We start from the raw sequence: 21,215 nt of genomic DNA, 5'->3' as shown, positions 1-21,215 counted from the left end.
GTTGCTTACCCCGCGTCGGTGAGGTTGCGGATGATGCGCATGAAGATGCGTGCGCCGATATCGATCAGCCCATCCGGAAAGTCGTAGTCGGGATTGTGCAGGTTGGGATAGTCCTTGCCTGCGCCCAAAAAGAACATGGCCGATGACGAGACGGCGCGGAACCGTCCGAAATCCTCGGAGGCCCGCATTGGCAAACCTTCCGACCCGTGGGAAATTTTCTCCTCAGTCAGCGCCCGCAGGATATGGTCGACGGCTTCCGGCGCGTTTTCGCAATGCAGGAAAATATCGTCATAGGCGATATCGAGTGTCAGTTTCTGTTCTTCCGCCACCTTTTTTGCCAGCGCTTCCGCATCCGCGCAGAGTTTTTCCATTCGGTCGTCTGTCAGCGTCCTGAGCGTCGCCCAGATTTCCGCGTCTGCCGGAGAAATGCCGAAGGCCGCTTCACCCATCACGGCATGGGTGATTGTCACCATCGAAAAATCGGGTTGCGGTGGAAAACCGGAACCGAGATCGGTCAAAGCCGGCATCAACTCAGATATCGCCCGCATCGGCGAGACGCCATGCTCCGGGGAGGAGGCGTGCGCGGTCTTGCCAGAGAAGCGGATTTTGATGCCGCGTGATGCGCAGTTGACCGGCCCTTCCACCACGCTGACATGGCCGAATGGCAGGCCGGGAAGATTGTGAAGAGAAAAGGAATAATCCGGCTTCATCTCGCCAAAGCGTGGATCGGCGATGACGGCGGCCGCACCCGCACCTGTCTCTTCCGCCGGTTGGTAGAGCAGTACGACGCTGCCGGTTTCCGGGCGCTTTCTGGAAAGTCCGAGTGCAAGCGCCGTCAGAATGGTGGAATGACCGTCATGGCCGCAAAGATGGCCCTTACCATCTGTGCCGGAGCGGTATTCGGCGTCGGTTTTTTCCTGAATGGGCAGAGCGTCGAGTTCCGAGCGGATGAGGACTACCGGACCGCTTTTGCCGCTGTCGTAGACCGCTGCCACGCCATGACCACCAAGATCGGTGAACATCCGATCCGGTTTTGCCTGCTTGAGGAAATCGCGAATACGCCGCGCTGTTTCCTTCTCCTCGCCGGAAATTTCCGGATGGCGGTGCAGATCATGGCGCAGCTCGATGAGGTCGAGCATATCCTTGTTGGTCAGAAACATAAAAAACCCTTGCAAGTCGTCCGGCCGATTTTGTCTGCCGCAACTTACAGGTCATTACGTTCAATGCAAAACCTTTGGCGGACGCCAGCGCTTGCCCGTCGATTTTGGCCTGGCGCTCAGCGTGATGACATCGGCAGGCAGCGGAATCCTGGCCTTTCTCAGTTCCAGCCGGGCAAGGGCTGCGCGCGCCTTTTCGGCATATTCCAGATGCGCCGCGTCGTCAGAATGGTAATGCTGCAATCTGTCGAGGATTTCGGCGCCTTCCATCGTTCTTTCGGCGGCAATCAGCGCCACGGCGCATTTGTAGAGCGCCTCGCGGTGGAAGGGTGCGCGATTGGTCACCTGACGGAATGCTTCGGACGCCTCGTGATATTGCCGTTGCGCCAACCGCGCTTCGCCTATGCGCATCCACAGCAGAACCGGGTCCTGACCGCTGCCGAGGAGACCGAGGAAAGCGATTTCCGCTTCGCGGAATTCGCCGCGGTCGAAGGTCAGATTGGCCAGCCCGAATTGTGCGCCAAGGTGATCAGGCGCGGCTGCCAGCACCTGGGAAAAGGCGATGTTGGCGGCTGCCTTCTTGCCCGTCTTGTAAAGTTTGAGACCCTCTTCGTAGACGAAGCGTATGCTGCGCGGGTGGAGCTTGCCGCCGAGATTGTCGCCCGAGCGGGTGCGGAACAGCGTGCAGCTGAGCTTGTGCTCCTCCGGGCCGAAAAAATATTTGTACGGCTCGTTGCCTCGCAGGAAATCATAAGTCTTGAAACCCTGTTCGATCGCCCTGCGGATGCAGTGTCCGTGCAGCACGAGGCCGGGTGAGGGGGTCTTCCAGTTCTCGTCACGACCGGTAATGTAGAACAATACCGACTTTTTCTGCCGGTCGATGATATTGGCAAGCGCGCCGAGCGGCTGGTCGCCGAACCATAGGACCGGCACTTCCAGATCGCCGCGGATATAGACATCCATCAGCATTTGCCGTGTTGCGCCGATCAACAGTTCGGTGCGCTCCTTGCCCTTGTGGGGCGCCCAGCGGATGCGCCAGAAATCGAACAGGATGCCCATGTCCCGCTTGATTGTTTCTCTCGTTGCGAAGGTGATACGGTATTCGTCACCGCCTTCCACCTTCCTCATGAAGCGCCGGAGCTTTTGCCGGGACTGGCTGCTCATATGGCTGTCGAGATAGGAGTCGAACGTGTCCGGCAGGGCCACGACCGGGCAGATGCAATTGTTGATGTTATAGGGGTTGGTCGGCATGTTGTCGCGGAACATGACGAGTGGCCCCTGAAGCGCGCGGATCATCGCGTCGCGCCGCTCCGGCGGGCCGGAAAGATAGTCGAGCTTGAGTTCGGTCCAGTTCTGCTGCCGAATATAGGAACAGAAACCGGCAACCGCGTTATTTTCATATTCCGGCAGGGTAATGAAGCCGGTGTAGTCCGCCGCGGCATTGCCAGCCATGACGATGCTGTCGTGGAAGCGGCCGGTTTTCTTGTCTGGTTCGGTGACGATGCGCAGCGGAAAAAATGCCACATAGGGCGAGCCTTCGGGGCGTTCCCTGAGCGCTAGGATGAACCAGCGCTTGCGGCGCGGCATGTAATCCCGCAGCCAGCCCCAGGACAGGAAGTGTCGGGAATGGGGATCGGCCATGAACACCGCTTCCCAGTTTTGCCGGATCGCCTCGAAGCCGGCGTCGGTGTCGATGATGTCGATACGCATTCGTCCCCCTCCCAATACGGATCACAGATTCGGGAGATTGCATTTTATGAGCAAATGGCCGGCTTCAAATATTCCCTTCGGGTGAAAGGCCTATATCAAATGGGATTAGCCCGTGACGCGGCTCCCATTCGTGCACCGCGACAAAATAGCCCTTGTCAGCGGGTCGCAGCACTCTAACATGCGGGCTGAATGCGCGGCCGGCTCAACGGTTCGCATGGCAAAGGAGTTCTCTCATGGCTGTTCCTTTTATGCTTTTGACTGGTGCGAGCCGCGGAATAGGGCATGCCACCGTCAAGCTGTTTCAGGAAAAAGGCTGGAGAATCCTGACCGTGTCGCGGCAACCCTTTTCAGAGGAATGCCGCTGGCCATCTGCGCGCGAAAGCCATATCCAGGCCGATCTGGAGGACTTGTCCCGCATCGACGATCTGGCCGACGAGGTGCGCTCGCGCCTGCCGGAAGGAAAGCTGGCCGCACTCGTCAACAATGCCGGAATCTCGCCGAAGGGCGAAGGCGGTAGCCGCCTTGGCGTTGCCGACACCACGGCGGAGATCTGGACGCGGGTGCTCAACGTCAATCTCGTCTCGACGGCGCTTCTTGCCCGTGCGCTTCTGCCGGAACTGGAGGCGGCAAAAGGCTGCATCGTCAACGTTACCTCCATTGTCGGCTCGCGGGTGCACCCTTTCGCGGGCGTTGCCTATGCGGCATCGAAGGCGGGACTTGCGGCGCTGACACGGGAGCTGGCGCATGAATTCGGCCCGCGCGGCGTGCGCGCCAATGCCATTGCGCCCGGCGAAATCAACACCGCCATCCTTTCACCCGGAACCGCTGAACTCGTGGAGGCGCAGGTCCCGCTCGGGCGGCTCGGCACCACGGCAGAGGTGGCGCAGACCATCTACTTCCTCTGCTCGGAGCAGTCGAGCTACATCAACGGCGCAGAAATTCTCATCAATGGCGGCCAGCACGTCTGACGCTTCAGCCCATCCAACCGAAACGGAGCCTTTATCCCATGACCATTCTGCCGAATTCCGTCGAGGCACGCGATATCGCCTACCAGATGCATCCGAACGTCAATCTGCGTAAATTCGAAAAGACCGGTGGTCTGGTCATCGAAAGTGGTGAAGGCATCTATGTGACCGACAGCAGCGGCAAGCGTTATATCGAGGCGATGGCGGGGCTTTGGTCTGTGGCGCTTGGCTTCGGTGAACAGCGACTGGTGGACGCTGCGACGAAGCAGATGCAGAAGCTGCCCTATTACCACACCTTCTCCTACAAGACGCACGGCCCATCGGTCGATCTTGCCGAGTTGCTGATCGAGCTTGCGCCAGTGCCGATGTCGAAGGTCCATTTCACGTCTTCGGGATCGGAGGCGAACGATCTTGTTGCCAAGATGGTGTGGTATCGCTCCAATGCGCTGGGCAAAAAGGACAAGAAGAAGATCATCGGCCGCATCAAGGGTTATCATGGCGTGACGATTGCCTCGGCCTCGATCACCGGCCTGCCGCGCAACCATGAAAGCTTCGACCTGCCGCTGGACCGCATGCTGCATACGGCCTGCCCCTCCTATGTGCACTTCGGCAAGCAAGGTGAAAGCGAGGCGGATTTTACCGCGCGTATTCTGAAGGAACTCGAAGATCTGATCCTCAGCGAAGGCCCGGAAACCGTCGCCGCCTTCTGGGGCGAGCCGGTGATGGGTGCCGGCGGGGTTCTTCTGCCGCCTGTAGGTTATTGGGAAGGTGTGCAGGCAATCCTTAAGAAATACGACATTCTGCTTGTCGTGGACGAGGTCATCTGCGGATTCGGCCGCACAGGTAAGATGTTCGCCTGCGAGACCTACGGCATCAAGCCGGATGTGCTTGTTGTTTCCAAGCAGATATCCTCATCCTACATGCCGCTTTCGGCGATCATCATGAATGACGGTTTCTACCAGCCGATCGCCGACGAATCCGACAGGATCGGCTCCTTCGGCCATGGTTATACCGCCTCCGGCCACCCGGTCGCGACGGCCGTAGGTCTCGAAAACCTGAAGATCATTCAGGAGCGCGATCTGGTCGGTAATGTCGCGAGGCTGGAAGGAAAGTTCCTCGATCATCTGAAAGCGCTTTCCGACCATCCGCTGGTGCATTCCTCGCGCGGCGTCGGTCTTCTTGGCGCGCTGGAGATAAAGCCGTGGGAAGGTACGAAGCCGGGTGATGCGACGCTCGCCATTGCCGCCGCCATTGAGGATGAGGGCGTGATCACTCGCCCGATCGGCGAATCCATCTGCTTCTGCCCACCGCTGATCATCACGGCCGAGCAGCTTGATGAGCTGTTCGCCGGCGTTAAGCGCGGACTGGACAAGGTTGCGGCCGCACGCGCCTGATGACTTTGCGAATGTCCCGGCCGGTTCGTCCGGCCGGGCACCGCTGTTAGCTCGCCTTATCCCCGGTATGCCACAAGCACCGCGCCGCAGGCGATTAGCACCACACCCAGCCAGTTGGGCAGCGACAGCCGTTCCCCCAGAAACAGAACCGCGAAGACGGCGACGAACACGACACTGAGCTTGTCGATGGGGGCGACGCGGGCGGCATCGCCGATTTTCAGCGCCCGGAAGTAACATATCCAAGATGCGCCGGTCGCCAGCCCCGAAAGCACGAGAAAGGTCCAAGTCCGCGCCGAAATGGTGGAGGGCTGCTGCCAGTTGCCGGTAACATAAACCATTAGGCCAGCGGCGGCGAGAATGACGATGGTGCGTATGAAGGTGGCGAAATCGGAATTGACGTTTTCGATGCCGATTTTCGCAAAAATCGCGGTCAATGCCGCAAGGGCCGCCGATAGCAGTGCCCAGAATTGCCAGGCCAGAAACAGGTTCTTCATAAGGGCCTACTCCGCTTTTCGCATTCGTTCTTGCTCGATCTGGCCTATAACATCCGCACGGCGATAAAAACCGTTTTCGACGGTTGGGAGGGCTTCAAACGATGAAAGGCCGGAGCATCGATCTGATGCGCCGGCCTTCATGCGAGAGCCTGCCCGGACAAACCGGGACAGGCTGGACCTTGGGAGGTCGTGTTACTCGGCGGGTTGAACCGCACCCGGAAGCGAATCCACATCCGCGATGCCGGTGAATTCTTCCTTGCCGCTGAGAACGCGGGCGAGCTGCTCCTGATCCAGTTCACCTTCCCAGCGGGCAACAACGATGGTGGCGACCGCATTGCCGACGAAGTTGGTGAGTGCGCGGCATTCCGACATGAAGCGGTCGATGCCGAGGATGAGCGCCATGCCGGCAACCGGAACCGATGGCACGACGGAGAGCGTTGCGGCCAACGTGATGAAGCCAGCGCCTGTGATGCCGGCAGCACCCTTGGAGGAGAGCATGGCCACGAGCAGCAGCAGGATCTGTTCGCCGAAGGAGAGGTGGATGCCGGTCGCCTGGGCAATGAATAGGGCAGCCAGCGTCATGTAGATGTTGGTGCCGTCGAGGTTGAAGGAGTAACCGGTGGGGATGACGAGACCGACGACGGAGCGCTTGCAGCCGGCCTTTTCCATCTTGCTCATCAGGCCCGGAAGGGCGGCTTCCGAAGACGAGGTGCCGAGAACCAGCAGCAGTTCTTCCTTGATGTAGCGGATAAGCGCGACGATCGAGAAGCCGTTATAGCGGCAGACAGCGCCGAGGACAACGAACACGAACAGTGCTGATGTGACGTAGAAGGTGCCGATCAGCATCGCGAGGTTGGTGACGGACGAGATGCCGTATTTCCCGATGGTGAATGCCATGGCGCCGAAGGCACCGATGGGGGCGGCCTTCATCAGGATCGCGACCAGCTTGAAGATCGGATACATCATGGCATGCATGAAATCGGTGACGGGCTTGCCCTTTTCACCGACGATGCCGAGCGCGATGCCGAACAGCACGGAGAAGAACAGCACCTGCAGGATATCACCGCTGGCGAATGCGCCGACGATGGTGGTCGGGATGATGTTCATCAGGAAGCCGGTGATGGTCTGCTCATGGGCCTTGTCGGCGTAGGTCGCGACGGCCTTGGCATCCAGCGTGGCCGGATCGATGTTCATGCCGGCGCCCGGCTGCACGGTGTTGGCGACGATGAGGCCGACAATGAGCGCGAGGGTGGAGAACACGAGGAAGTAGATCATGGCCTTGCCGGCCACGCGTCCAACCTTCTTCATATCGTTCATGCCGGCGATGCCGGTTGCGACAGTGAGGAAGATGACGGGAGCGATGATCATCTTGACGAGACGGATAAAGCCGTCGCCGAGCGGCTTCAGCTGTTCGCCGAAGGCCGGATAGAAATGGCCAAGCGCGATACCGGCGATAATGGCGACCAGAACCTGGAAATACAGGTGCTTGTAGAATGGCTGCTTGGCGTGGCCTGCCGCCACGGTTGTTGTATCGATCATGTTTTTTCCTCCTCGGCCTCACCCTGCCTTAATTGGCCTCCCGGGATCGCCGTGTCGTTGACGGCTTCGCGCCGATTGAGGAGTCATGTGCAATACGCATGCCAGACTTGCTTATTTGGTGTAACTGGCTGATTTAAAAAGTACTTTTTATTGACGCCGTATCAGCTCGCCGGCGTATGTGCGGATATCCGGACAAAACCTCTTGCGGTCTGTGTGTAAATCCGCACAATTGTCGCATGACCCAAGAAGATCAGGCCTCTCATTCCCAGGCACGACGGCGCGCTCAATGGCTGGCGTTGGCGGGCTTGTGGCTGCTCGTCAGCCTGGGAGCTCTACTGGTTGCCGATGAGTTTGCGCGAAACCAGGCAATACGCACCGCCGCGTCCGAGGCCTCCACCGATGCCGAACTCAAGATCGCGCTTCTGAATGTCGCTCTGGAGCGGCCACGCGCCATTCCGCTGGTTCTGTCCGGCGATCCCGACCTTGCGACTGCGCTGGATGGCGGTGGCGCGCCTGCCATTGACCGGCTGAACCGCAAGCTGGAGGGGCTGATCGAAGGCACGCAGTCCTCTGTCATCTATGTGACCGGACCGACCGGCTTGACAATTGCCTCCAGTAACTGGCGGCAGGCCGACAGCTTCGTCGGCTCCAATTATGCCTTCCGCGAATATTTTCAGGCGGCGATGAATACCGGCATGTCCGAACATTATGCGCTTGGCAATGTCAGCCGACGGCCGGGCCTTTATATCTCGCGCCGCATCGATGCCGCAGATGGTCGGCCGCTCGGCGTCGTCATCGCCAAGGTGGAGTTCAACCGTCTGGAGGCGGATTGGAACATCGGCGGTAAACCGGTCTATGTGGTTGACAGGAACGGCGTCGTGCTGATGACGAGCGTGCCGGATTGGCGCTTCAAGACCGTAGCGCCGATTGACGAGGCGCGACGCAAAGCCATTTCCGAAAGCCTGCAATTCGGTAACGAGGCGCTGACAACGCTGCCGTTCCGGATGGCGCGACTCTCGAGCGACGGCGTTCCGCTCATCCGTGTCGATGACCCGGCAAGTGAGCGCGGCGATTATCTGCGGTTGGAAACGCCGGTGCCGACGACCTCATGGACCCTGCATTATCTGCAACCGGTGGCACCGGCGCTGAACGCCGCCATTCGCGAGGGCAGGGTGGTGGCGCTGGCGACGCTGATGCCGCTTATGGCTCTTTCGGCTCTGTGGCTGTGGCGCAGGCACAAGGCGCTGAGGGAAAAGGAAGAGGAGCAGCGCGCCCGCACCGAGCTGGAAATGAAGGTGCAGGAGCGCACCCGTGACCTGACGAGGACCCGCGACCATCTTCAGGCGGAAATTACCCTGCACGAAAAGACGACAGGTGAATTGCGCAACGTGCAGCACGAGCTGGTGCAGGCCAACCGTCTCTCCATTCTGGGGCAGGTGGCGGCCGGCGTTGCCCACGAAATCAACCAGCCGGTAGCGACGATCCGCGCCTTTGCTGACAATGCCCGCACCCTGCTGAAACGCGACCGCAGGGCGGAGGCCAACGAAAATCTCGAAAACATCGCGGCATTGACCGATCGCATCGGCACGATTACCGGCGACTTGAAGATATTGGCGCGCAAGGGCCGCACCGCTGCCGAACCGGTCAGTCTGAAACTGGTCATCGAAGGCGCGGTGATGCTGTTGCGCAGCCGTTTTTCCGGTCAGATGGATGCGCTTGATATCGTGTTGCCGGATCAGGACCTGAAGGTGCTTGGCAGCCGCATCCGGCTCGAGCAAATTCTCATCAACCTTCTGCAAAACGCACTGGAAGCCACTGAAGCGATTGATGCGGCGCGTGTCGAGGTGCGGGTGCGCGAGGAAGGCGACATGGTCTTGCTTTCGGTCAGCGACAATGGGACCGGCATTCCCGAAGCGATCCGCGCCCAGCTTTTTTCGCCCTTTAATACATCCAAGGAAAGCGGCCTCGGCCTTGGTCTCGTTATCTCCAACGATATCGCCTCCGACTATGGCGGGCGTATTGAGGTAACGAGCAGCGAGGCAGGCACGTCTTTTTCCGTATATCTGAAGCGAGCATGACATGATGGCAGGTGGAACCATATTTCTGGTGGATGACGACTCCCAGTTGCGCAAGGCGATGGTGCAGACGTTGGAACTCGACGGATTGCCCGTCACCTCCTTTTCCCGCGCCGAACAGGCACTTGCGGCGCTCAACGAGGATTTCGACGGCGTCGTCATCACCGATGTGCGCATGCCCGGCATGACCGGGCTTGAGTTCTTCGACCATGTCCGCAAGATCGACGTCGATCTGCCTGTTATCCTCATCACCGGCCACGGTGATGTGCCGATGGCGGTCGATGCCCTTCATAACGGCGCGTATGATTTCATCGCCAAACCATTCCCCGCCGAACGCATGGTTGAAAGCGCCCGCCGCGCGCTGGAAAAGCGCCGCCTCGTGCTCGAAAACCGCGCGCTTCGCCGGGCGAGTGCTCAAGCCGAGGACGATTTGCCGCTGATTGGCCAGACGCCCGCCATGGAACGCCTGCGCACCACGCTCCGGCACATTGCTGATACGGACGTGGACGTGCTGGTGGCAGGTGAGACGGGCAGCGGCAAGGAAGTGGTGGCAACTGCCCTTCACCGCTGGAGCAAGAAGCGATCCAGGGGCAATTTTGTGGCGCTGAATTGTGGGGCGCTGCCGGAAACGGTGATCGAAAGCGAGCTTTTCGGCCATGAGCCGGGTGCTTTCACCGGTGCGCAGAAAAAACGCGTTGGTCGCATCGAACATTCAAGCGGCGGCACGCTGTTTCTGGACGAGATCGAAAGCATGCCGCTTGCCGTGCAGGTGAAGATGTTGCGCGTTCTGGAAATGCGCGAGGTCTCGCCACTCGGTTCGAATGAGGAGCGGCCGGTCGATATTCGCGTGGTGGCGGCGGCGAAGGTGGATCTCGGCGACCCGGCCGAGCGTGGCACGTTTCGCGAGGATCTCTATTACCGGCTGAATGTGGTGACGCTGTCGATACCGCCTCTGCGCGAACGCAAGGCGGATATTCCGCTGCTGTTTTCGCACTTCGTCACCAAGGCCGCCAACCGGTTCAACATGCCGGTGCCGCAGATCAGCGCCGGCGTTTCCCGCCGCCTTAACGACCACGACTGGCCGGGCAATGTGCGCGAACTCGGGCACTTCGCTGAAAGGGTAATATTGGGGCTGGAGATGGAAGCGGCCAACACGACTGTTTCGCAATCGAGCATTCCGGCTTCCGGCACCCTGCCGGAGCGAATGGATGAAATAGAAGCGCAGATCATTCGCGAAACGCTTGTGCAATCGAATGGCGACGTGGCCGAAACCATTGCGACACTCGGCATTGCCCGCAAGACCTTTTACGACAAGCTGCAACGTCACGGCATCAACCGGGCGGATTATGTGAAGAACGGCGCTGCTTGAGGTGCCGCAGGATCTGGGGTGACACTTAATGAAAAGCCGCGGACGTTTCCGTCCGCGGCCTGATTATTAACAGCGATAACTGCGCAGACGTTGTCCCCGATCAACCCGCTACGCAGAAATGACGCTGGCCGTCATTGCCGACATAGGTGCCGGAGCGGCCGTTGAAGCTGCGATAACGTTGCGAGCAATAATCGTACCAGGCATTCGTCCACGGCTCGATGGTGCGGTAGGTACGGCGTTGCTGGTAGTAGCCGGAATTATTGTCATAGACCGGTTGGGCACGGTAAACCGGTGCCGGACGATAGACCGGAGCGGGTCGATAAACGGGCTGCGGCTGCGGCTGATAATAGCGGTAGTCCGGCTCTTCGTAGACATAGCTCGGTTCATAGCGACGCGGCGGGTCGATATAGACGCGCTCGTCGTCTACCGGTGCCGGGCGGGAAAGGGCTGAGCCAACGGCGACACCGGCGGCAAGGCCAAGCACGCCACCCAGAATGGCGGCATCGCGACGGTCGCGGCGGCCCCAGTCATCGGCGGATGCGCTGTTGAAGGGCACGATGGTGGCGGCGGCGACGGCGATAGCCAGAACGGTTTTAGCTGCAAAGGACGACATGATCTTCTTCCATCCGGATGGCAGGGCGCTGCCAGTTGCAAATTCGATGGTTAAAGAAATATAGCGCGCCTGCTGAACGGGCGCTGAATGAATTGTGGCGGCTGGCGACAGCTCGCAATTCCTGTTTGCGCAAGCCGCGCTTCGCGCTAGAACTCAAGTTCAAACAGGACAATTCCATGAGCCTTGCCCATATAACCGTCAATTCCGATTCATCCCACGAAGACCGTGCCCAGGCTATTCGAGATACGCTGCGCGATGCGATTGTCGACAGACGGCTTGCCCCGGGAACGAAGCTGTCGGAATCGGAAGTGGGAACGCTGTTCGATGTCAGCCGCACGGTGGTGCGGGCGGCTCTTCAGATGCTGGCTTACGAAGGACTGGTAAAGGCCGAGCGCAACCGCGGCGCTTTCGTCTCCAACCCCACACCGGACGAAGCGCGGCAGGTTTTTGCTTCGCGCCGGCTGATCGAGCCCGGCGTTCTGGACGCCGCAATCGAAAAGATTACGCCTGCGGCGGTGAAGCAGCTGAGAGAGCATCTGGTTCAGGAAAGCCGCCACCAGCATGAGCGCGGCCCGCACGCCAGGCGCGCGGAAATTAAGGCATCAGGCGATTTCCACCTGATGCTGGCCTCGCTTGCCGGCAATGCCATCCTCGAAAAATTCATGGACGAACTGGTCGCCCGCTCGTCGCTGGTTATCGCGCTCTACGGGCGCTCGGGCGTTTCAAGCTGCGGCCACAACGATCATGCCGACCTGCTCGATGCGCTGGAGGCGAAGGATGCGGCAAAGGCCCGTGCCTTGATGCTGCAGCACCTCGATCACATCGAGGCCGATCTCGACCTTCGCATGAAGGAAGGATTGGCGCTGAAAGACGCACTGGCACTTTGAGCGGCCACCATCCCCGCCTTTCAGACGGGGACAAGCGTGCTGTTCAGACGGGGATAAGCGCCCTGTCGCACTTCAGGCTGCGTAACGGCTGAGTGCCAGATCGTGCGTGTCTATCTCGGGCTTCTTCCCGCTGATGAGATCGGCAAGCACACGGGCCGAGCCGCATGACATGGTCCAGCCAAGCGTACCGTGGCCGGTGTTGAGATAAAGATTGCTGTAGCGGGTGGCGCCGATGACAGGCGTGCCATCCGGCGTCATCGGGCGCAGGCCGCACCAGAATTTCGCCTGGCTCTGGTCACCTGCGCCGCCGAACAGGTCTTCCACCGAATGGGCCAGAGTTTCCTGTCTTGCTGCGGGCAGATCCTTGCTGAAACCGGCGATTTCCGCCATGCCACCGGCGCGGATGCGCGAGCCGAGCCGGGTGATCGCCACCTTGAACGTTTCGTCCATCACGGTCGAAACAGGCGCGCGTTCCTCCTTAACGATCGGAACCGTGATGGAGTAGCCCTTGACCGGGTAAACCGGCAGGGTAAGGCCGAGCTGGCGGACGAATTGCGGGGAATAGCTGCCCAGTGCGGCGACGAAAATATCGGCTTCCACCAGCCCCTTGGTGGTTTCCACGGCCTTGATACGGCCTGCCTCGACGATGGGGCGCATGATGCCGGTATCGTAGATGAAGGTGACTCCCGCCTCTTCAGCCATGCGCGCAAGTTCGGTGGTGAACATGAAGCAGTCGCCGGTTTCATCACCGGGCAGGCGCAGGCCGCCGACGATCTTTTCCCTGGAAGGAGAAAGGCCGGGCTCGATGGCGGCGCAGCCGTCGCGGTCGAGAATTTCGAAAGGCACGCCACCTGCCGTCAGCACGTCCACATCCTTGCCGATGGCGTCGAACTGCTTCTGGGTGCGGAAAACCTCCAGTGTGCCCTGCATGCGCTGGTCGTATTCTATCCCGGTTTCGTCTCGCAGCGCCATCAGGCAATCGCGGCTATATTCGGCAATGCGCACCATGCGGCTCTTGTTGATGGCATAACGCGCCGATGTGCAGTTGCGCAGCATCTGGCTCATCCAGCGCCACGCCGCCGGATCGGCAGTCGGGCGGATGATGAGCGGGGCATGTTTCATGAACAGCCACTTCATGGCCTTCATCGGAATGCCGGGCGCGGCCCATGGCGAGGAATAGCCGGGGGAAACCTCGCCGGCATTGGCAAAGCTGGTTTCAAGCGCTGCGGCCGGCTGGCGGTCGATCACCGTCACCTTGTGCCCGGCTTTGGCCAGATACCAGGCGGAGGTCACGCCGACGACGCCGGCTCCGAGGATAGTGACGTTCATGATCGTCTCACTTATGGCTGACAGATGTTGAAGCGACGGCCGGGGTTTCGCCCGGCTGAATATAATTGCGGCGGTAACGGCGTCCGAGGCCGGTCAGGATTTCATAGGCGATCGTGCCCGCATCCTCGGCAATGTCTTCCAGCGTCTGGTCAGGCCCGATCATCTGCACGAAGCTCCCTTGCGTCAATGTTCCCAAGGGCAGGGCGGATATGTCGAGAATGATGCTGTCCATTGAAACGCGACCAGCAATGGGCAGGCGAACGCCATTGTACCATGCTGCGCCGCGATTGCTGAGCGATCGCGGCAGGCCATCGGCATAACCAGCCGCGATCGTCGCAAGGCGCGTCGGCCCGGCCGCTTCGAAAGAGCCGCCGTAACCAACCAGCGATCCGGCGGGAACGTCGCGGGTCTGAATGACGGCGATATCAAGCCGGACGACCGGTTTCATCGGATTGGGACGGGTAACGGAGGGCGCGCCGCCATAAAGCGCGATGCCGGGGCGTAGCAGTGAGTTATGATAGTCGTTGCCCAGAAAGATGCCGCCGGAATTGGAAAAACAGACGGATACATCAGGAAAAGCGACAGCGGCTTTTCGCATCACAGAGAGTTGGGCGGCATTGGAGAGGTGATCCGGCTCGTCGGCGCAGGCGAGGTGGCTCATCACGAAGGCGATGTCGATACCATCAAGCAGTTGCGGCCGGGAGACGAGGACTTCAAGCTGCTCGGGAGAGAGGCCGAGACGGCACATGCCGGTATCGATCTGCACTGCGGCGGGTAACGTCTTGCCAAGATTTTTGGCGTGGGCTGCCCATTGGGCGATATGCTCGAGCGAATTCAGAACCGGTGTGACGGCCATGGCTGCGCAGGAGGTTTCGTTACCGGGCTGAAGCCCGTTGAGGACGAAAATCCGCGCTTCCGCTGAAAGACGCAGCCGGAGCGCCAGCGCTTCATCGATATGGGCGACGAAGAAATTCCGGCAGCCCGCTTCAAACAGCACCTGCGAGACGATATCCGCGCCTAGGCCGTATGCGTCAGCCTTGACGACCGCTGCCGTCTGCGATGTGGGCGCCATTGCCGCAAGCGCGAGATAATTATCGCGTAATGCGCCAAGATCGATGGTCAGATGGCCGCTTGCACCACCCGCTGCCTGCTGGCGGCTGATCTGCATGTCCATGGTCGTTCACCCTCATTTTTATCATATGAGAGTATTGCAACGATTATCGAATTTCTTGGCTATTATTCGAAGAAAATGCGATAAAATTTCAATCTACGCAACTTTCATTGTCATATTGGAATTTTCTATGTCGTCACTCGACGCGACCGACCGCCACATCATCCGCCTGCTCCGGCTCAATGCCCGCATCAGCAATGCGAAACTTGCCGCAGAAGTCGGCCTTTCGGCCTCCGCCTGTCTTCGCCGGGTCGATATTCTGGAACGGGAGGGTATCATCCGAGGCTATACGGCGCTCACCAGCGGCCTTGCCGGCGGCGAGGTGATCTCTGTGATCGTGCAGATCACGCTCGACCGCCAGACGGAGGATTTTCTCAACAGGTTTGAGAACGCGGTGCGGCGTTATCCAGAAATCCGCGAATGTTACCTGATGACGGGCGGGTCGGATTATTTCCTGCGATGTGAGGCGGAAAGTGCGGGCGATTTCGAGCGCATCCATAAGGAGATTCTGTCGAAGCTGCCGGGTGTTTCGCGGATTCATTCGAGTTTTGCGATCAGGAATGTGTTGGCGACGCCGAAGGCGCGGTGATGTAGCCTGTAGCGAACTCTAGCTCACGGCGGAAGGCGCGGCCACCCCCCTCTGTCCTGCCGGGCATCTCCCCCACAAGGGGAGATCGACAAGCGGCTTAATCACCATCCTGTCAGCGAGTGTCTTTCATTGAGAGGATTGCGTGGACTGAGGCAGAAGTCCCAGCCAATCTCCCTCCTTGTGAGGAGATGTCCGGCAGGATCGAAGGGGTAAGCCCCTTGCTCAGTGCCTCGGCCTCACCCCCACCACCGATAAAAATGATGCACCGGCCCGCGACCCTGCCCAATGGCAAGCCCCCGACCAGCGCCAAGCGCCCCATTCAGATACTCCTTCGCAAGCCCCACTGCCTCCGCCAGATCATGCCCCATGGACAGATGCGCGGTGATCGCCGCCGCCAGCGTGCAGCCGGTGCCGTGGTCGTTTTTTGTGTCCACCCGCGGTGCGGAAAGCGTCTGCATGGTGCCGTTTGCGAAAAGATAGTCCGTGCTTTCCGGCCCGTCGCCATGGCCGCCTTTGATGAGCACTGCTTTTGCACCCGTCGTCAGGATCATGTCTGCCTGGCGGGTGATGTCCGTCTGCGTGGCTGCGATCGGCAAGCCGGTGAGAAGCGCTGCTTCAGGTAGGTTCGGCGTGACAATGGTGGCGAGCGGCAGCAGGTCGCGCCGCAATGTCTCGATCGCATCCGTATGCAACAGACGGTCGCCGGAGGTCGCAACCATCACGGGGTCGAGCACCACCGGCTGGGGCTGCTGCCGAAGCCTTGCAGCTATGGCCGCGATGGTTTCGATCCGCGATACCATGCCGATCTTCACCGCATTGACGGCAAGATCGGAAAAAACCGCATCCATCTGCGCGACGATTGTGGCGACGGAAATATCCTCCACTGCTGTCACACCTTTGGTGTTCTGTGCGGTAATGGCGGTGATGACGCTGGCGGCATAAGCGCCAAGCGCCGAGAAAGTCTTGATGTCGGCCTGAATGCCCGCGCCGCCGCCGCTGTCTGAGCCGGCAATGGTCAATGCGATTGCTGTCATGGCTGTCTCGCTTTCAGCGCTGCATCGACTGCCGCGCGGAAGTCCCTGGTTGCGCTGGCAATATCGCCTGCGCGGAAGATTGCAGAAATGACGGCGACACCATCCGCACCGGTGGCGATGACGTTCGGCACGCGGGCAAGATCGATACCGGCGATGGCGCCCACCGGCATGCCGGGCCGCAATTCGCGAAGCAGAGTGCGAAGCGTCGTAAAGCCGTCGAGGCCGACAGGCTTGTCGGGATTGACCTTGGAAACCGTTTCGAACACGCCACCAATGCAGGCATAATCGGCGGGCATGGAGGCCGCCCGCTCGGTATCGGCGCGGTTCTTGACGGTGAGGCCGATGATCGCCTTATCTCCAAGGATGCGTCTGGCGGTTTGGGCATCCATATCATCGGCGCCGAGATGCACCCCGTCCGCGCCAGAGGCGAGCGCCACATCCACCCGGTCGTTGATGACCAGCGGCACGCCGGTGCCGGCAATGGCTTCGCGAATGGCGAGGGCGTTTTCGATCATCTCTCGCGTGGAGGCGTGTTTGTCGCGATATTGCAGGATGGTCGCGCCGTTGAGTGCGGCCGCCAGAGCAAGCTCGGCCAACGGCGCGACATCGCCGAGGCTCGCATCAACCAGCGCGTTGAGACGGTAATCAACCTTGTTCATGCTCAATCCTCGCATGGTTTATTATGTCTTCGCCGGAAATTTCTGAAAGCACATCGAGAAATGCCGGTTCGAATGTGCCGGGACCTTTGGCGTTTTTCGCTGCCAGTTCGGCTGCTACACCCGTGATGGCGAGGGCGGCGGCGGCGGCCGTCAGTGCGTCTTTTTCCACCGCCATGAAGGCGGCGATGACGCCACCCGATAGGCAACCCGTGCCTGTCACCTTCGCCATCCACGGGTGACCGTTAACGATTCTGACGCTCCGTGTGGCGTCGCGCAGGTTATCGACAGGTCCGGTCTCTATCCTGATGGCGTTCGGAACAGCACCGATCAGGCTCATCTCAGCGCTGTTGCCGCGCACGATGGTGGGTCCAAGCGAGATCAGGTCACGCGCGAACGCCAGTCGCGATGGCGAATAGTCGCAATGCACGGGGTCCAGAATCCACGGCTTGCCAGCCGCGCGGGCAATCTCGACGGCAAATCGAATGACTTTGCGCCGGTCGGCGTCGAGCGTGCCGAGATTGATCGTCACCGCATCGGCTTTCGTGACGAAAGCACCGATTTCTTCGAGTGAGGTTGTCATCGAGGGGATGCCGCCGACAACGGTAATGCCGTCCGCGGTGAATTTCTGCACCACGGTGTTCATCAGGCAATGCACGCGCGGGCGCGTCTGCCTTACCCTTTCGAGGATCTCCGCGGCCTTCGCCGCAGTCGGAAAACTGTTTGCCATGGTTATTGCAGCTCCACGGCAATGTCTTCCGCCGCCGGCGCCTGCTTGATCAGTTGCATGTCCTGCATGAAGGTGCCGAAGCGCGTGTATCGGGTGCGATCGAGTGCGCCTGGACGTTTGGCAAAACGCGGCAGCGTATCGAAAAACGCCTGTTTGTTCAGCGCGTCGTCAAGGTTCGGATAGGCCTTGATGAAAAGCTGCCAGGATTCTTGCGGGTGGTTGGTGATGAAAATCGCGGCTTGCTCAACGGCCGAGAGAAAACGCGGCAGGCGGCTGTCTTTCACGAGATCACGATGGGTGACGAAGATCAGTTCGTCATAGGCGGGCACGCCATGTTCCTCGGGGAAGAACGAGCGGCCGTCGTGGCCCTCAAGCTTCATCTGCGTCAGTTCGAAATTACGGAAACCGCCAAGCGTGGCATCGACCTTGCCGGCAATCAGGGACGGCGAGAGTGAGAAATTGACGTTGACCAGTTCCACATCGTCTTTCGTCAGTCCCTCCTTCTCCAGCATGCGCTTCAGCATAGCATCCTCGAAACCGGAAACCGAGAAGCCGACCTTCTTGCCCTTCAGGTCCTTCAGGCTCTTGATCGGACCATCGGCCAGAACGGTGACGGTGTTCAGCGGGGTTTCCACCAGCGTGCCGAAACGGACAAGCGGCAGCCCTGCATCGTGGTCGAGATAGAGGTTCGGCTGGTAGTGTACACCGATATCGGCCTGCTTTGCCGAGACGAGACGCGGTACGGCGGATGGGTCTGCGGGCGGGATCAACTCGACCTCCAGCCCTGCATCGGCGAAAAGGCCGCGTTCCTTGGCAATCACCATCGGTGCATGGTCCGGGTTCACGAACCATTCCAGCAATACGGTAAGCTTGTCTGCCGCCTGCGATTGCACGGGCGAAAGCACGCTTGCTGCCGCAACGATGAGGGAAAGAAGAGTTCGTTTCATGATGCCGAAAGTCTCCGCAAATGTTTGAAAGGAATGACGTGGTCTGTTTCTTTGGCCCAGGGGGCGAGGTTGGCCGTTGCCCGGTCGACGACAAGCCGCAGCAGCACCGCCATGACGGCGAGAATGGTCATGGCGGCGAACATTGTGTCGGTCTGCATGCGGGCATTGGACTGGATCATGACAAAACCCAGCCCGGCGGAGGCGCCCACCCATTCGCCAATGACCGCGCCGAGCGGGGCGAGCGGAGCTGCGACCCTCAGCCCGGAAATGAGTGAGGGAAGCGCCAGCGGCACACGCAACCGGATTAGGATTTGCCAGTGGCTCGCCTCCGTCAGCGAGGCGGCATCGAGGATCGTCCGATCCGTGCGATTGAGGCCATCGGTGAAGGCTGAAGCGACGGGGAAAAAGATGATGATCGCCGTCATGACCACTTTCGAAGCCATGCCGAAACCGAACCAGAGTACGAGAATGGGGGCCAGCACGAAGACCGGAAATGCCTGCAACACGAGAACCATGGGCCAGACGAGGCGGCCAAAACGCGGGACGGCGGCAATCGTAAAGGCAACGAGAATGCCGGCGGCAATGCCAGCCGCAAGCCCGGCGGCCATTTCACCTGATGTCACCATGGCCTGTCCGAACAGGAAGGCAGGCTGGCGCAGGAGTGCTGCGGCAACATCGGCGGGCGAGGGCAGGATATAGCGGGGCGGTGCAAACAGCCAGATGCCCAGCTGCCAGACAATCAGAATGAGAACGACGCCCTTAAGCGCATGGGAGGCACGCATCGGCCGGGCCTCAGACGCAGCCGTACCGTATACGAAGGGAAGGATGTTTCATCATCATCGTTCGGTCTCCAGCTGTGGCGATCACGGAGATCCGGGCAAAGCGGAGAAGAGAAAGGGCAGTACCGCAAACGCGCTACAGTTTCCGTTCCTACGCCGGCATGACCCGGATCAGGTTCAAGGGTCCGGCTCATCGCCATCTCAGCACCGTCAGGTGCTCCCCTCGGAAGAGACTGATTTGCTAGGAGGGTTTTGAAGTAATGTCAACGTTGAAAGTTAACGAGAATATTGGCGAATTTGCCGCGAACATATTAGTTATTGATTATATTAAGTTTATCAAAAATTAGTTATTTATTGAAACCGCTTTTCAATTCCGCTGTATTAGCTTCAGCTCCCAGAATGGTTGGGGGCGAACTTGAAAAACTTCTGGCAAGAGAAATCTGGAAATTTTGGCATTCTGACCGCGCTGCTCATGGTGCCTCTGTGCGGGGCTGCCGGTGTGGCGCTCGATATTACGCGCGGCATGTCGGTCAAAGCCGATCTGCAGCAGGCGGCGGATTCCGCAGCTCTGGCGGCAGTCGCCGATATGTCCGCAAGTGTTCAGGCGGCAAAGAAGATGTCGGGGGACGGTGTCATTCCCGTCGGCAATGACGAAGCCCGGGCATTCTTCGATGGCAATCAGCGCGGCGACGCGGACTACACCATTACCTCTGTCGATGTTTCGGTGATCAAGCACGGCAATGTGGTCGAGTCGTCCGTCAGCTTCAAGGCGTCGGTCAGCACGACGCTCTCAGGGCTTCTGGGGAAAGATTTCGTTTCGGTTGGCGGCACGGCCACGGCCAAATACGAAACGGAAACCTTCAGCGATTTCTATCTTCTACTTGATAATACGCCCTCCATGGGAGTGGGCGCCACACCCACGGATGTTGCCACCCTGGTTGCGAATACTGGCGATAAATGCGCTTTTGCCTGTCACATCGTGAAGGACGGCGTGGCAGACCCGAACAGCTATTACTTCAAGGCCAAGAAACTCGGGGTTACGACGCGTATCGACGTGGTTGCTAAGGCAACCGCCAGCCTGATGGACACGGCAAAGTCCACGCGCAAAAGCAGCAATCAATATCGCATGGCCGTCTATACCTTCGGGGAACGGGCGGAAGATACCAAGCTGCTTGAGGTCGTTTCGCTAACCTCGGATCTGGACGCAGCAAAGAAAAAAGCTGGTGAAATCAACCTGATGTCGATCCCCTATCAGGGATACAACAACGACCAGCAAACCGATTTCGACCGGGCACTGGTCCAGATTGGAGATAAGGTCGGCAGTTCGGGCACGGGCGCAAGCTCGGCAAACCCGGATAAGGTTATTTTCTTTGTTTCAGACGGGGTGGGCGACAGTTACAAGCCGTCCTCCTGTACGAAAAAACTGACAGGAGGCCGCTGTCAGGAGCCGATCGACATCAAAGACTGTACGAAATTGAAGGAAAAGGGTTTTCGTATCGCGGTGCTTTATACCACCTATCTGCCGCTGCCGACGAATGACTGGTATAATAGCTGGATCAAACCCTTTCAGGCGGAAATCGGCTCACGCATGCAGAGCTGTGCTTCCCCGGGCCTGTACTTCGAAGTCAGCCCGTCCCAGGGCATCAGCGACGCGATGACGGTGCTGTTCAAGAAAGCCATTACATCACCACGCCTGACGGGCTGATGGCCGTTTAGCGAGGCCTGTTAAAGCATCGGTTGAACGCCGCAATATTTGCGGCGTTTTTTGGAAATGGCC

At 59.6% G+C, this 21,215-nt stretch carries 19 protein-coding genes and 1 riboswitch; of the genes, 7 read left to right on the top strand and 12 right to left on the bottom strand.

The features are described 5' to 3' along the window. Nucleotides 1–5: 5 nt before the first annotated feature. Nucleotides 6–1,160, bottom strand: coding sequence for an amidohydrolase (locus CRP02_RS05245; protein WP_097170470.1), 1,155 nt, complete (start codon nucleotides 1,158–1,160; stop codon nucleotides 6–8). A 60-nt stretch (nucleotides 1,161–1,220) separates the two neighbouring features. Beyond that, nucleotides 1,221–2,867, bottom strand: coding sequence for a GNAT family N-acetyltransferase (locus tag CRP02_RS05240; protein ID WP_097170469.1), 1,647 nt, complete (start codon nucleotides 2,865–2,867; stop codon nucleotides 1,221–1,223). Nucleotides 2,868–3,100: 233 nt separating this feature from the next. On the opposite strand from CRP02_RS05240, the gene CRP02_RS05235 reads away from it, so the two are divergent. Together CRP02_RS05235 and CRP02_RS05230 are read left to right on the top strand one after the other, a co-directional pair. Next, nucleotides 3,101–3,835 carry an SDR family NAD(P)-dependent oxidoreductase gene (locus tag CRP02_RS05235; RefSeq protein WP_003510849.1) on the top strand — a complete coding sequence of 245 codons (735 nt, stop codon included), beginning with the start codon at nucleotides 3,101–3,103 and terminating at the stop codon, nucleotides 3,833–3,835. A 38-nt stretch (nucleotides 3,836–3,873) separates the two neighbouring features. After that, nucleotides 3,874–5,226 carry an aspartate aminotransferase family protein gene (locus CRP02_RS05230; RefSeq protein ID WP_097170468.1) on the top strand — a complete coding sequence of 451 codons (1,353 nt, stop codon included), beginning with the start codon at nucleotides 3,874–3,876 and terminating at the stop codon, nucleotides 5,224–5,226. 56 nt (nucleotides 5,227–5,282) lie between these two features. Here CRP02_RS05230 and CRP02_RS05225 read toward each other — a convergent pair whose 3' ends face one another. Together CRP02_RS05225 and CRP02_RS05220 are read right to left on the bottom strand one after the other, a co-directional pair. Beyond that, on the bottom strand, nucleotides 5,283–5,720 hold the full coding sequence (locus CRP02_RS05225) for an EamA family transporter (protein WP_097170467.1): 438 nt from the start codon (nucleotides 5,718–5,720) through the stop codon (nucleotides 5,283–5,285). Between the two features lie 192 nt (nucleotides 5,721–5,912). Next, entirely contained in the window at nucleotides 5,913–7,259 is a 1,347-nt protein-coding gene (locus tag CRP02_RS05220) for a dicarboxylate/amino acid:cation symporter (RefSeq protein ID WP_013761559.1), read from the bottom strand. A gap of 236 nt (nucleotides 7,260–7,495) precedes the next feature. Between CRP02_RS05220 and CRP02_RS05215 the strand changes: the two genes are divergently transcribed. Together CRP02_RS05215 and CRP02_RS05210 are read left to right on the top strand one after the other, a co-directional pair. Continuing rightward, the gene (locus tag CRP02_RS05215) at nucleotides 7,496–9,337 is read left to right on the top strand and encodes a sensor histidine kinase (RefSeq protein WP_097170466.1); all 1,842 of its coding nucleotides are present in this window, start codon (nucleotides 7,496–7,498) and stop codon (nucleotides 9,335–9,337) included. A 1-nt stretch (nucleotide 9,338) separates the two neighbouring features. After that, nucleotides 9,339–10,703 carry a sigma-54-dependent transcriptional regulator gene (locus CRP02_RS05210; protein WP_097170465.1) on the top strand — a complete coding sequence of 455 codons (1,365 nt, stop codon included), beginning with the start codon at nucleotides 9,339–9,341 and terminating at the stop codon, nucleotides 10,701–10,703. 100 nt (nucleotides 10,704–10,803) lie between these two features. Here CRP02_RS05210 and CRP02_RS05205 read toward each other — a convergent pair whose 3' ends face one another. Further along, nucleotides 10,804–11,316 (bottom strand): BA14K family protein, encoded by a 513-nt coding sequence (locus CRP02_RS05205; protein WP_003510838.1) that lies wholly within the window; start codon nucleotides 11,314–11,316, stop codon nucleotides 10,804–10,806. A gap of 176 nt (nucleotides 11,317–11,492) precedes the next feature. On the opposite strand from CRP02_RS05205, the gene CRP02_RS05200 reads away from it, so the two are divergent. Then, entirely contained in the window at nucleotides 11,493–12,203 is a 711-nt protein-coding gene (locus CRP02_RS05200; protein WP_025595694.1) for a GntR family transcriptional regulator, read from the top strand. Nucleotides 12,204–12,275: 72 nt separating this feature from the next. On the opposite strand, the gene CRP02_RS05195 is transcribed toward CRP02_RS05200, so the two are convergent. Together CRP02_RS05195 and alr are read right to left on the bottom strand one after the other, a co-directional pair. Beyond that, the gene (locus CRP02_RS05195; protein ID WP_097170464.1) at nucleotides 12,276–13,532 is read right to left on the bottom strand and encodes a D-amino acid dehydrogenase; all 1,257 of its coding nucleotides are present in this window, start codon (nucleotides 13,530–13,532) and stop codon (nucleotides 12,276–12,278) included. A gap of 7 nt (nucleotides 13,533–13,539) precedes the next feature. Beyond that, nucleotides 13,540–14,706: an alanine racemase gene (gene alr / locus CRP02_RS05190; RefSeq protein ID WP_097170463.1), complete on the bottom strand. Its 1,167-nt coding sequence runs from the start codon at nucleotides 14,704–14,706 to the stop codon at nucleotides 13,540–13,542. 127 nt (nucleotides 14,707–14,833) lie between these two features. On the opposite strand from alr, the gene CRP02_RS05185 reads away from it, so the two are divergent. Continuing rightward, nucleotides 14,834–15,292 carry an Lrp/AsnC family transcriptional regulator gene (locus CRP02_RS05185; protein WP_003500727.1) on the top strand — a complete coding sequence of 153 codons (459 nt, stop codon included), beginning with the start codon at nucleotides 14,834–14,836 and terminating at the stop codon, nucleotides 15,290–15,292. 236 nt (nucleotides 15,293–15,528) lie between these two features. On the opposite strand, the gene thiD is transcribed toward CRP02_RS05185, so the two are convergent. The 5 genes from thiD to CRP02_RS05160 are packed head-to-tail and all read right to left on the bottom strand — an operon-like array spanning nucleotide 15,529 to nucleotide 19,441. Further along, nucleotides 15,529–16,326, bottom strand: coding sequence for a bifunctional hydroxymethylpyrimidine kinase/phosphomethylpyrimidine kinase (thiD, locus tag CRP02_RS05180; protein ID WP_097170462.1), 798 nt, complete (start codon nucleotides 16,324–16,326; stop codon nucleotides 15,529–15,531). Further along, the gene (thiE, locus tag CRP02_RS05175) at nucleotides 16,323–16,985 is read right to left on the bottom strand and encodes a thiamine phosphate synthase (RefSeq protein WP_097170461.1); all 663 of its coding nucleotides are present in this window, start codon (nucleotides 16,983–16,985) and stop codon (nucleotides 16,323–16,325) included. Before thiE ends, thiD begins: the two co-directional genes overlap by 4 nt. Next, entirely contained in the window at nucleotides 16,972–17,712 is a 741-nt protein-coding gene (locus CRP02_RS05170; protein WP_019564651.1) for a hydroxyethylthiazole kinase, read from the bottom strand. The genes thiE and CRP02_RS05170 overlap by 14 nt, the downstream gene beginning before the upstream one ends. Nucleotides 17,713–17,714: 2 nt before the next feature. After that, nucleotides 17,715–18,659 (bottom strand): ABC transporter substrate-binding protein, encoded by a 945-nt coding sequence (locus CRP02_RS05165; protein WP_179783942.1) that lies wholly within the window; start codon nucleotides 18,657–18,659, stop codon nucleotides 17,715–17,717. Next, on the bottom strand, nucleotides 18,656–19,441 hold the full coding sequence (locus CRP02_RS05160; protein WP_097170460.1) for an ABC transporter permease: 786 nt from the start codon (nucleotides 19,439–19,441) through the stop codon (nucleotides 18,656–18,658). Before CRP02_RS05160 ends, CRP02_RS05165 begins: the two co-directional genes overlap by 4 nt. Before the next feature lie 128 nt (nucleotides 19,442–19,569). Then, nucleotides 19,570–19,672: riboswitch (TPP riboswitch) on the bottom strand. Nucleotides 19,673–19,853: 181 nt separating this feature from the next. On the opposite strand from CRP02_RS05160, the gene CRP02_RS05155 reads away from it, so the two are divergent. Beyond that, the gene (locus CRP02_RS05155; protein WP_097100159.1) at nucleotides 19,854–21,143 is read left to right on the top strand and encodes a TadE/TadG family type IV pilus assembly protein; all 1,290 of its coding nucleotides are present in this window, start codon (nucleotides 19,854–19,856) and stop codon (nucleotides 21,141–21,143) included. The last annotated feature ends 72 nt before the right edge of the window (nucleotides 21,144–21,215 follow it).

Origin of the sequence: Rhizobium sp. AN5 (assembly GCF_900215255.1) — a bacterium.
Taxonomy (GTDB): domain Bacteria; phylum Pseudomonadota; class Alphaproteobacteria; order Rhizobiales; family Rhizobiaceae; genus Agrobacterium; species Agrobacterium tumefaciens.
The sequence above is the reverse complement of the archived record's forward strand: the minus strand, read 5'-3'. Positions and strand labels throughout refer to the sequence as shown.

Excerpts from the sequence above, each read along its gene's own strand:
- CRP02_RS05245 (WP_097170470.1), bottom strand. The coding sequence starts at position 1,160 with ATGTTTCTGACCAACAAGGATATGCTCGACCTCATCGAGCTGCGCCAT.
- CRP02_RS05240 (WP_097170469.1), bottom strand. The coding sequence starts at position 2,867 with ATGCGTATCGACATCATCGACACCGACGCCGGCTTCGAGGCGATCCGG.
- CRP02_RS05235 (WP_003510849.1), top strand. The coding sequence starts at position 3,101 with ATGGCTGTTCCTTTTATGCTTTTGACTGGTGCGAGCCGCGGAATAGGG.
- CRP02_RS05230 (WP_097170468.1), top strand. The coding sequence starts at position 3,874 with ATGACCATTCTGCCGAATTCCGTCGAGGCACGCGATATCGCCTACCAG.
- CRP02_RS05225 (WP_097170467.1), bottom strand. The coding sequence starts at position 5,720 with ATGAAGAACCTGTTTCTGGCCTGGCAATTCTGGGCACTGCTATCGGCG.
- CRP02_RS05220 (WP_013761559.1), bottom strand. The coding sequence starts at position 7,259 with ATGATCGATACAACAACCGTGGCGGCAGGCCACGCCAAGCAGCCATTC.
- CRP02_RS05215 (WP_097170466.1), top strand. The coding sequence starts at position 7,496 with ATGACCCAAGAAGATCAGGCCTCTCATTCCCAGGCACGACGGCGCGCT.
- CRP02_RS05210 (WP_097170465.1), top strand. The coding sequence starts at position 9,339 with ATGATGGCAGGTGGAACCATATTTCTGGTGGATGACGACTCCCAGTTG.
- CRP02_RS05205 (WP_003510838.1), bottom strand. The coding sequence starts at position 11,316 with ATGTCGTCCTTTGCAGCTAAAACCGTTCTGGCTATCGCCGTCGCCGCC.
- CRP02_RS05200 (WP_025595694.1), top strand. The coding sequence starts at position 11,493 with ATGAGCCTTGCCCATATAACCGTCAATTCCGATTCATCCCACGAAGAC.
- CRP02_RS05195 (WP_097170464.1), bottom strand. The coding sequence starts at position 13,532 with ATGAACGTCACTATCCTCGGAGCCGGCGTCGTCGGCGTGACCTCCGCC.
- alr (WP_097170463.1), bottom strand. The coding sequence starts at position 14,706 with ATGGACATGCAGATCAGCCGCCAGCAGGCAGCGGGTGGTGCAAGCGGC.
- CRP02_RS05185 (WP_003500727.1), top strand. The coding sequence starts at position 14,834 with ATGTCGTCACTCGACGCGACCGACCGCCACATCATCCGCCTGCTCCGG.
- thiD (WP_097170462.1), bottom strand. The coding sequence starts at position 16,326 with ATGACAGCAATCGCATTGACCATTGCCGGCTCAGACAGCGGCGGCGGC.
- thiE (WP_097170461.1), bottom strand. The coding sequence starts at position 16,985 with ATGAACAAGGTTGATTACCGTCTCAACGCGCTGGTTGATGCGAGCCTC.
- CRP02_RS05170 (WP_019564651.1), bottom strand. The coding sequence starts at position 17,712 with ATGGCAAACAGTTTTCCGACTGCGGCGAAGGCCGCGGAGATCCTCGAA.
- CRP02_RS05165 (WP_179783942.1), bottom strand. The coding sequence starts at position 18,659 with ATGAAACGAACTCTTCTTTCCCTCATCGTTGCGGCAGCAAGCGTGCTT.
- CRP02_RS05160 (WP_097170460.1), bottom strand. The coding sequence starts at position 19,441 with ATGCGTGCCTCCCATGCGCTTAAGGGCGTCGTTCTCATTCTGATTGTC.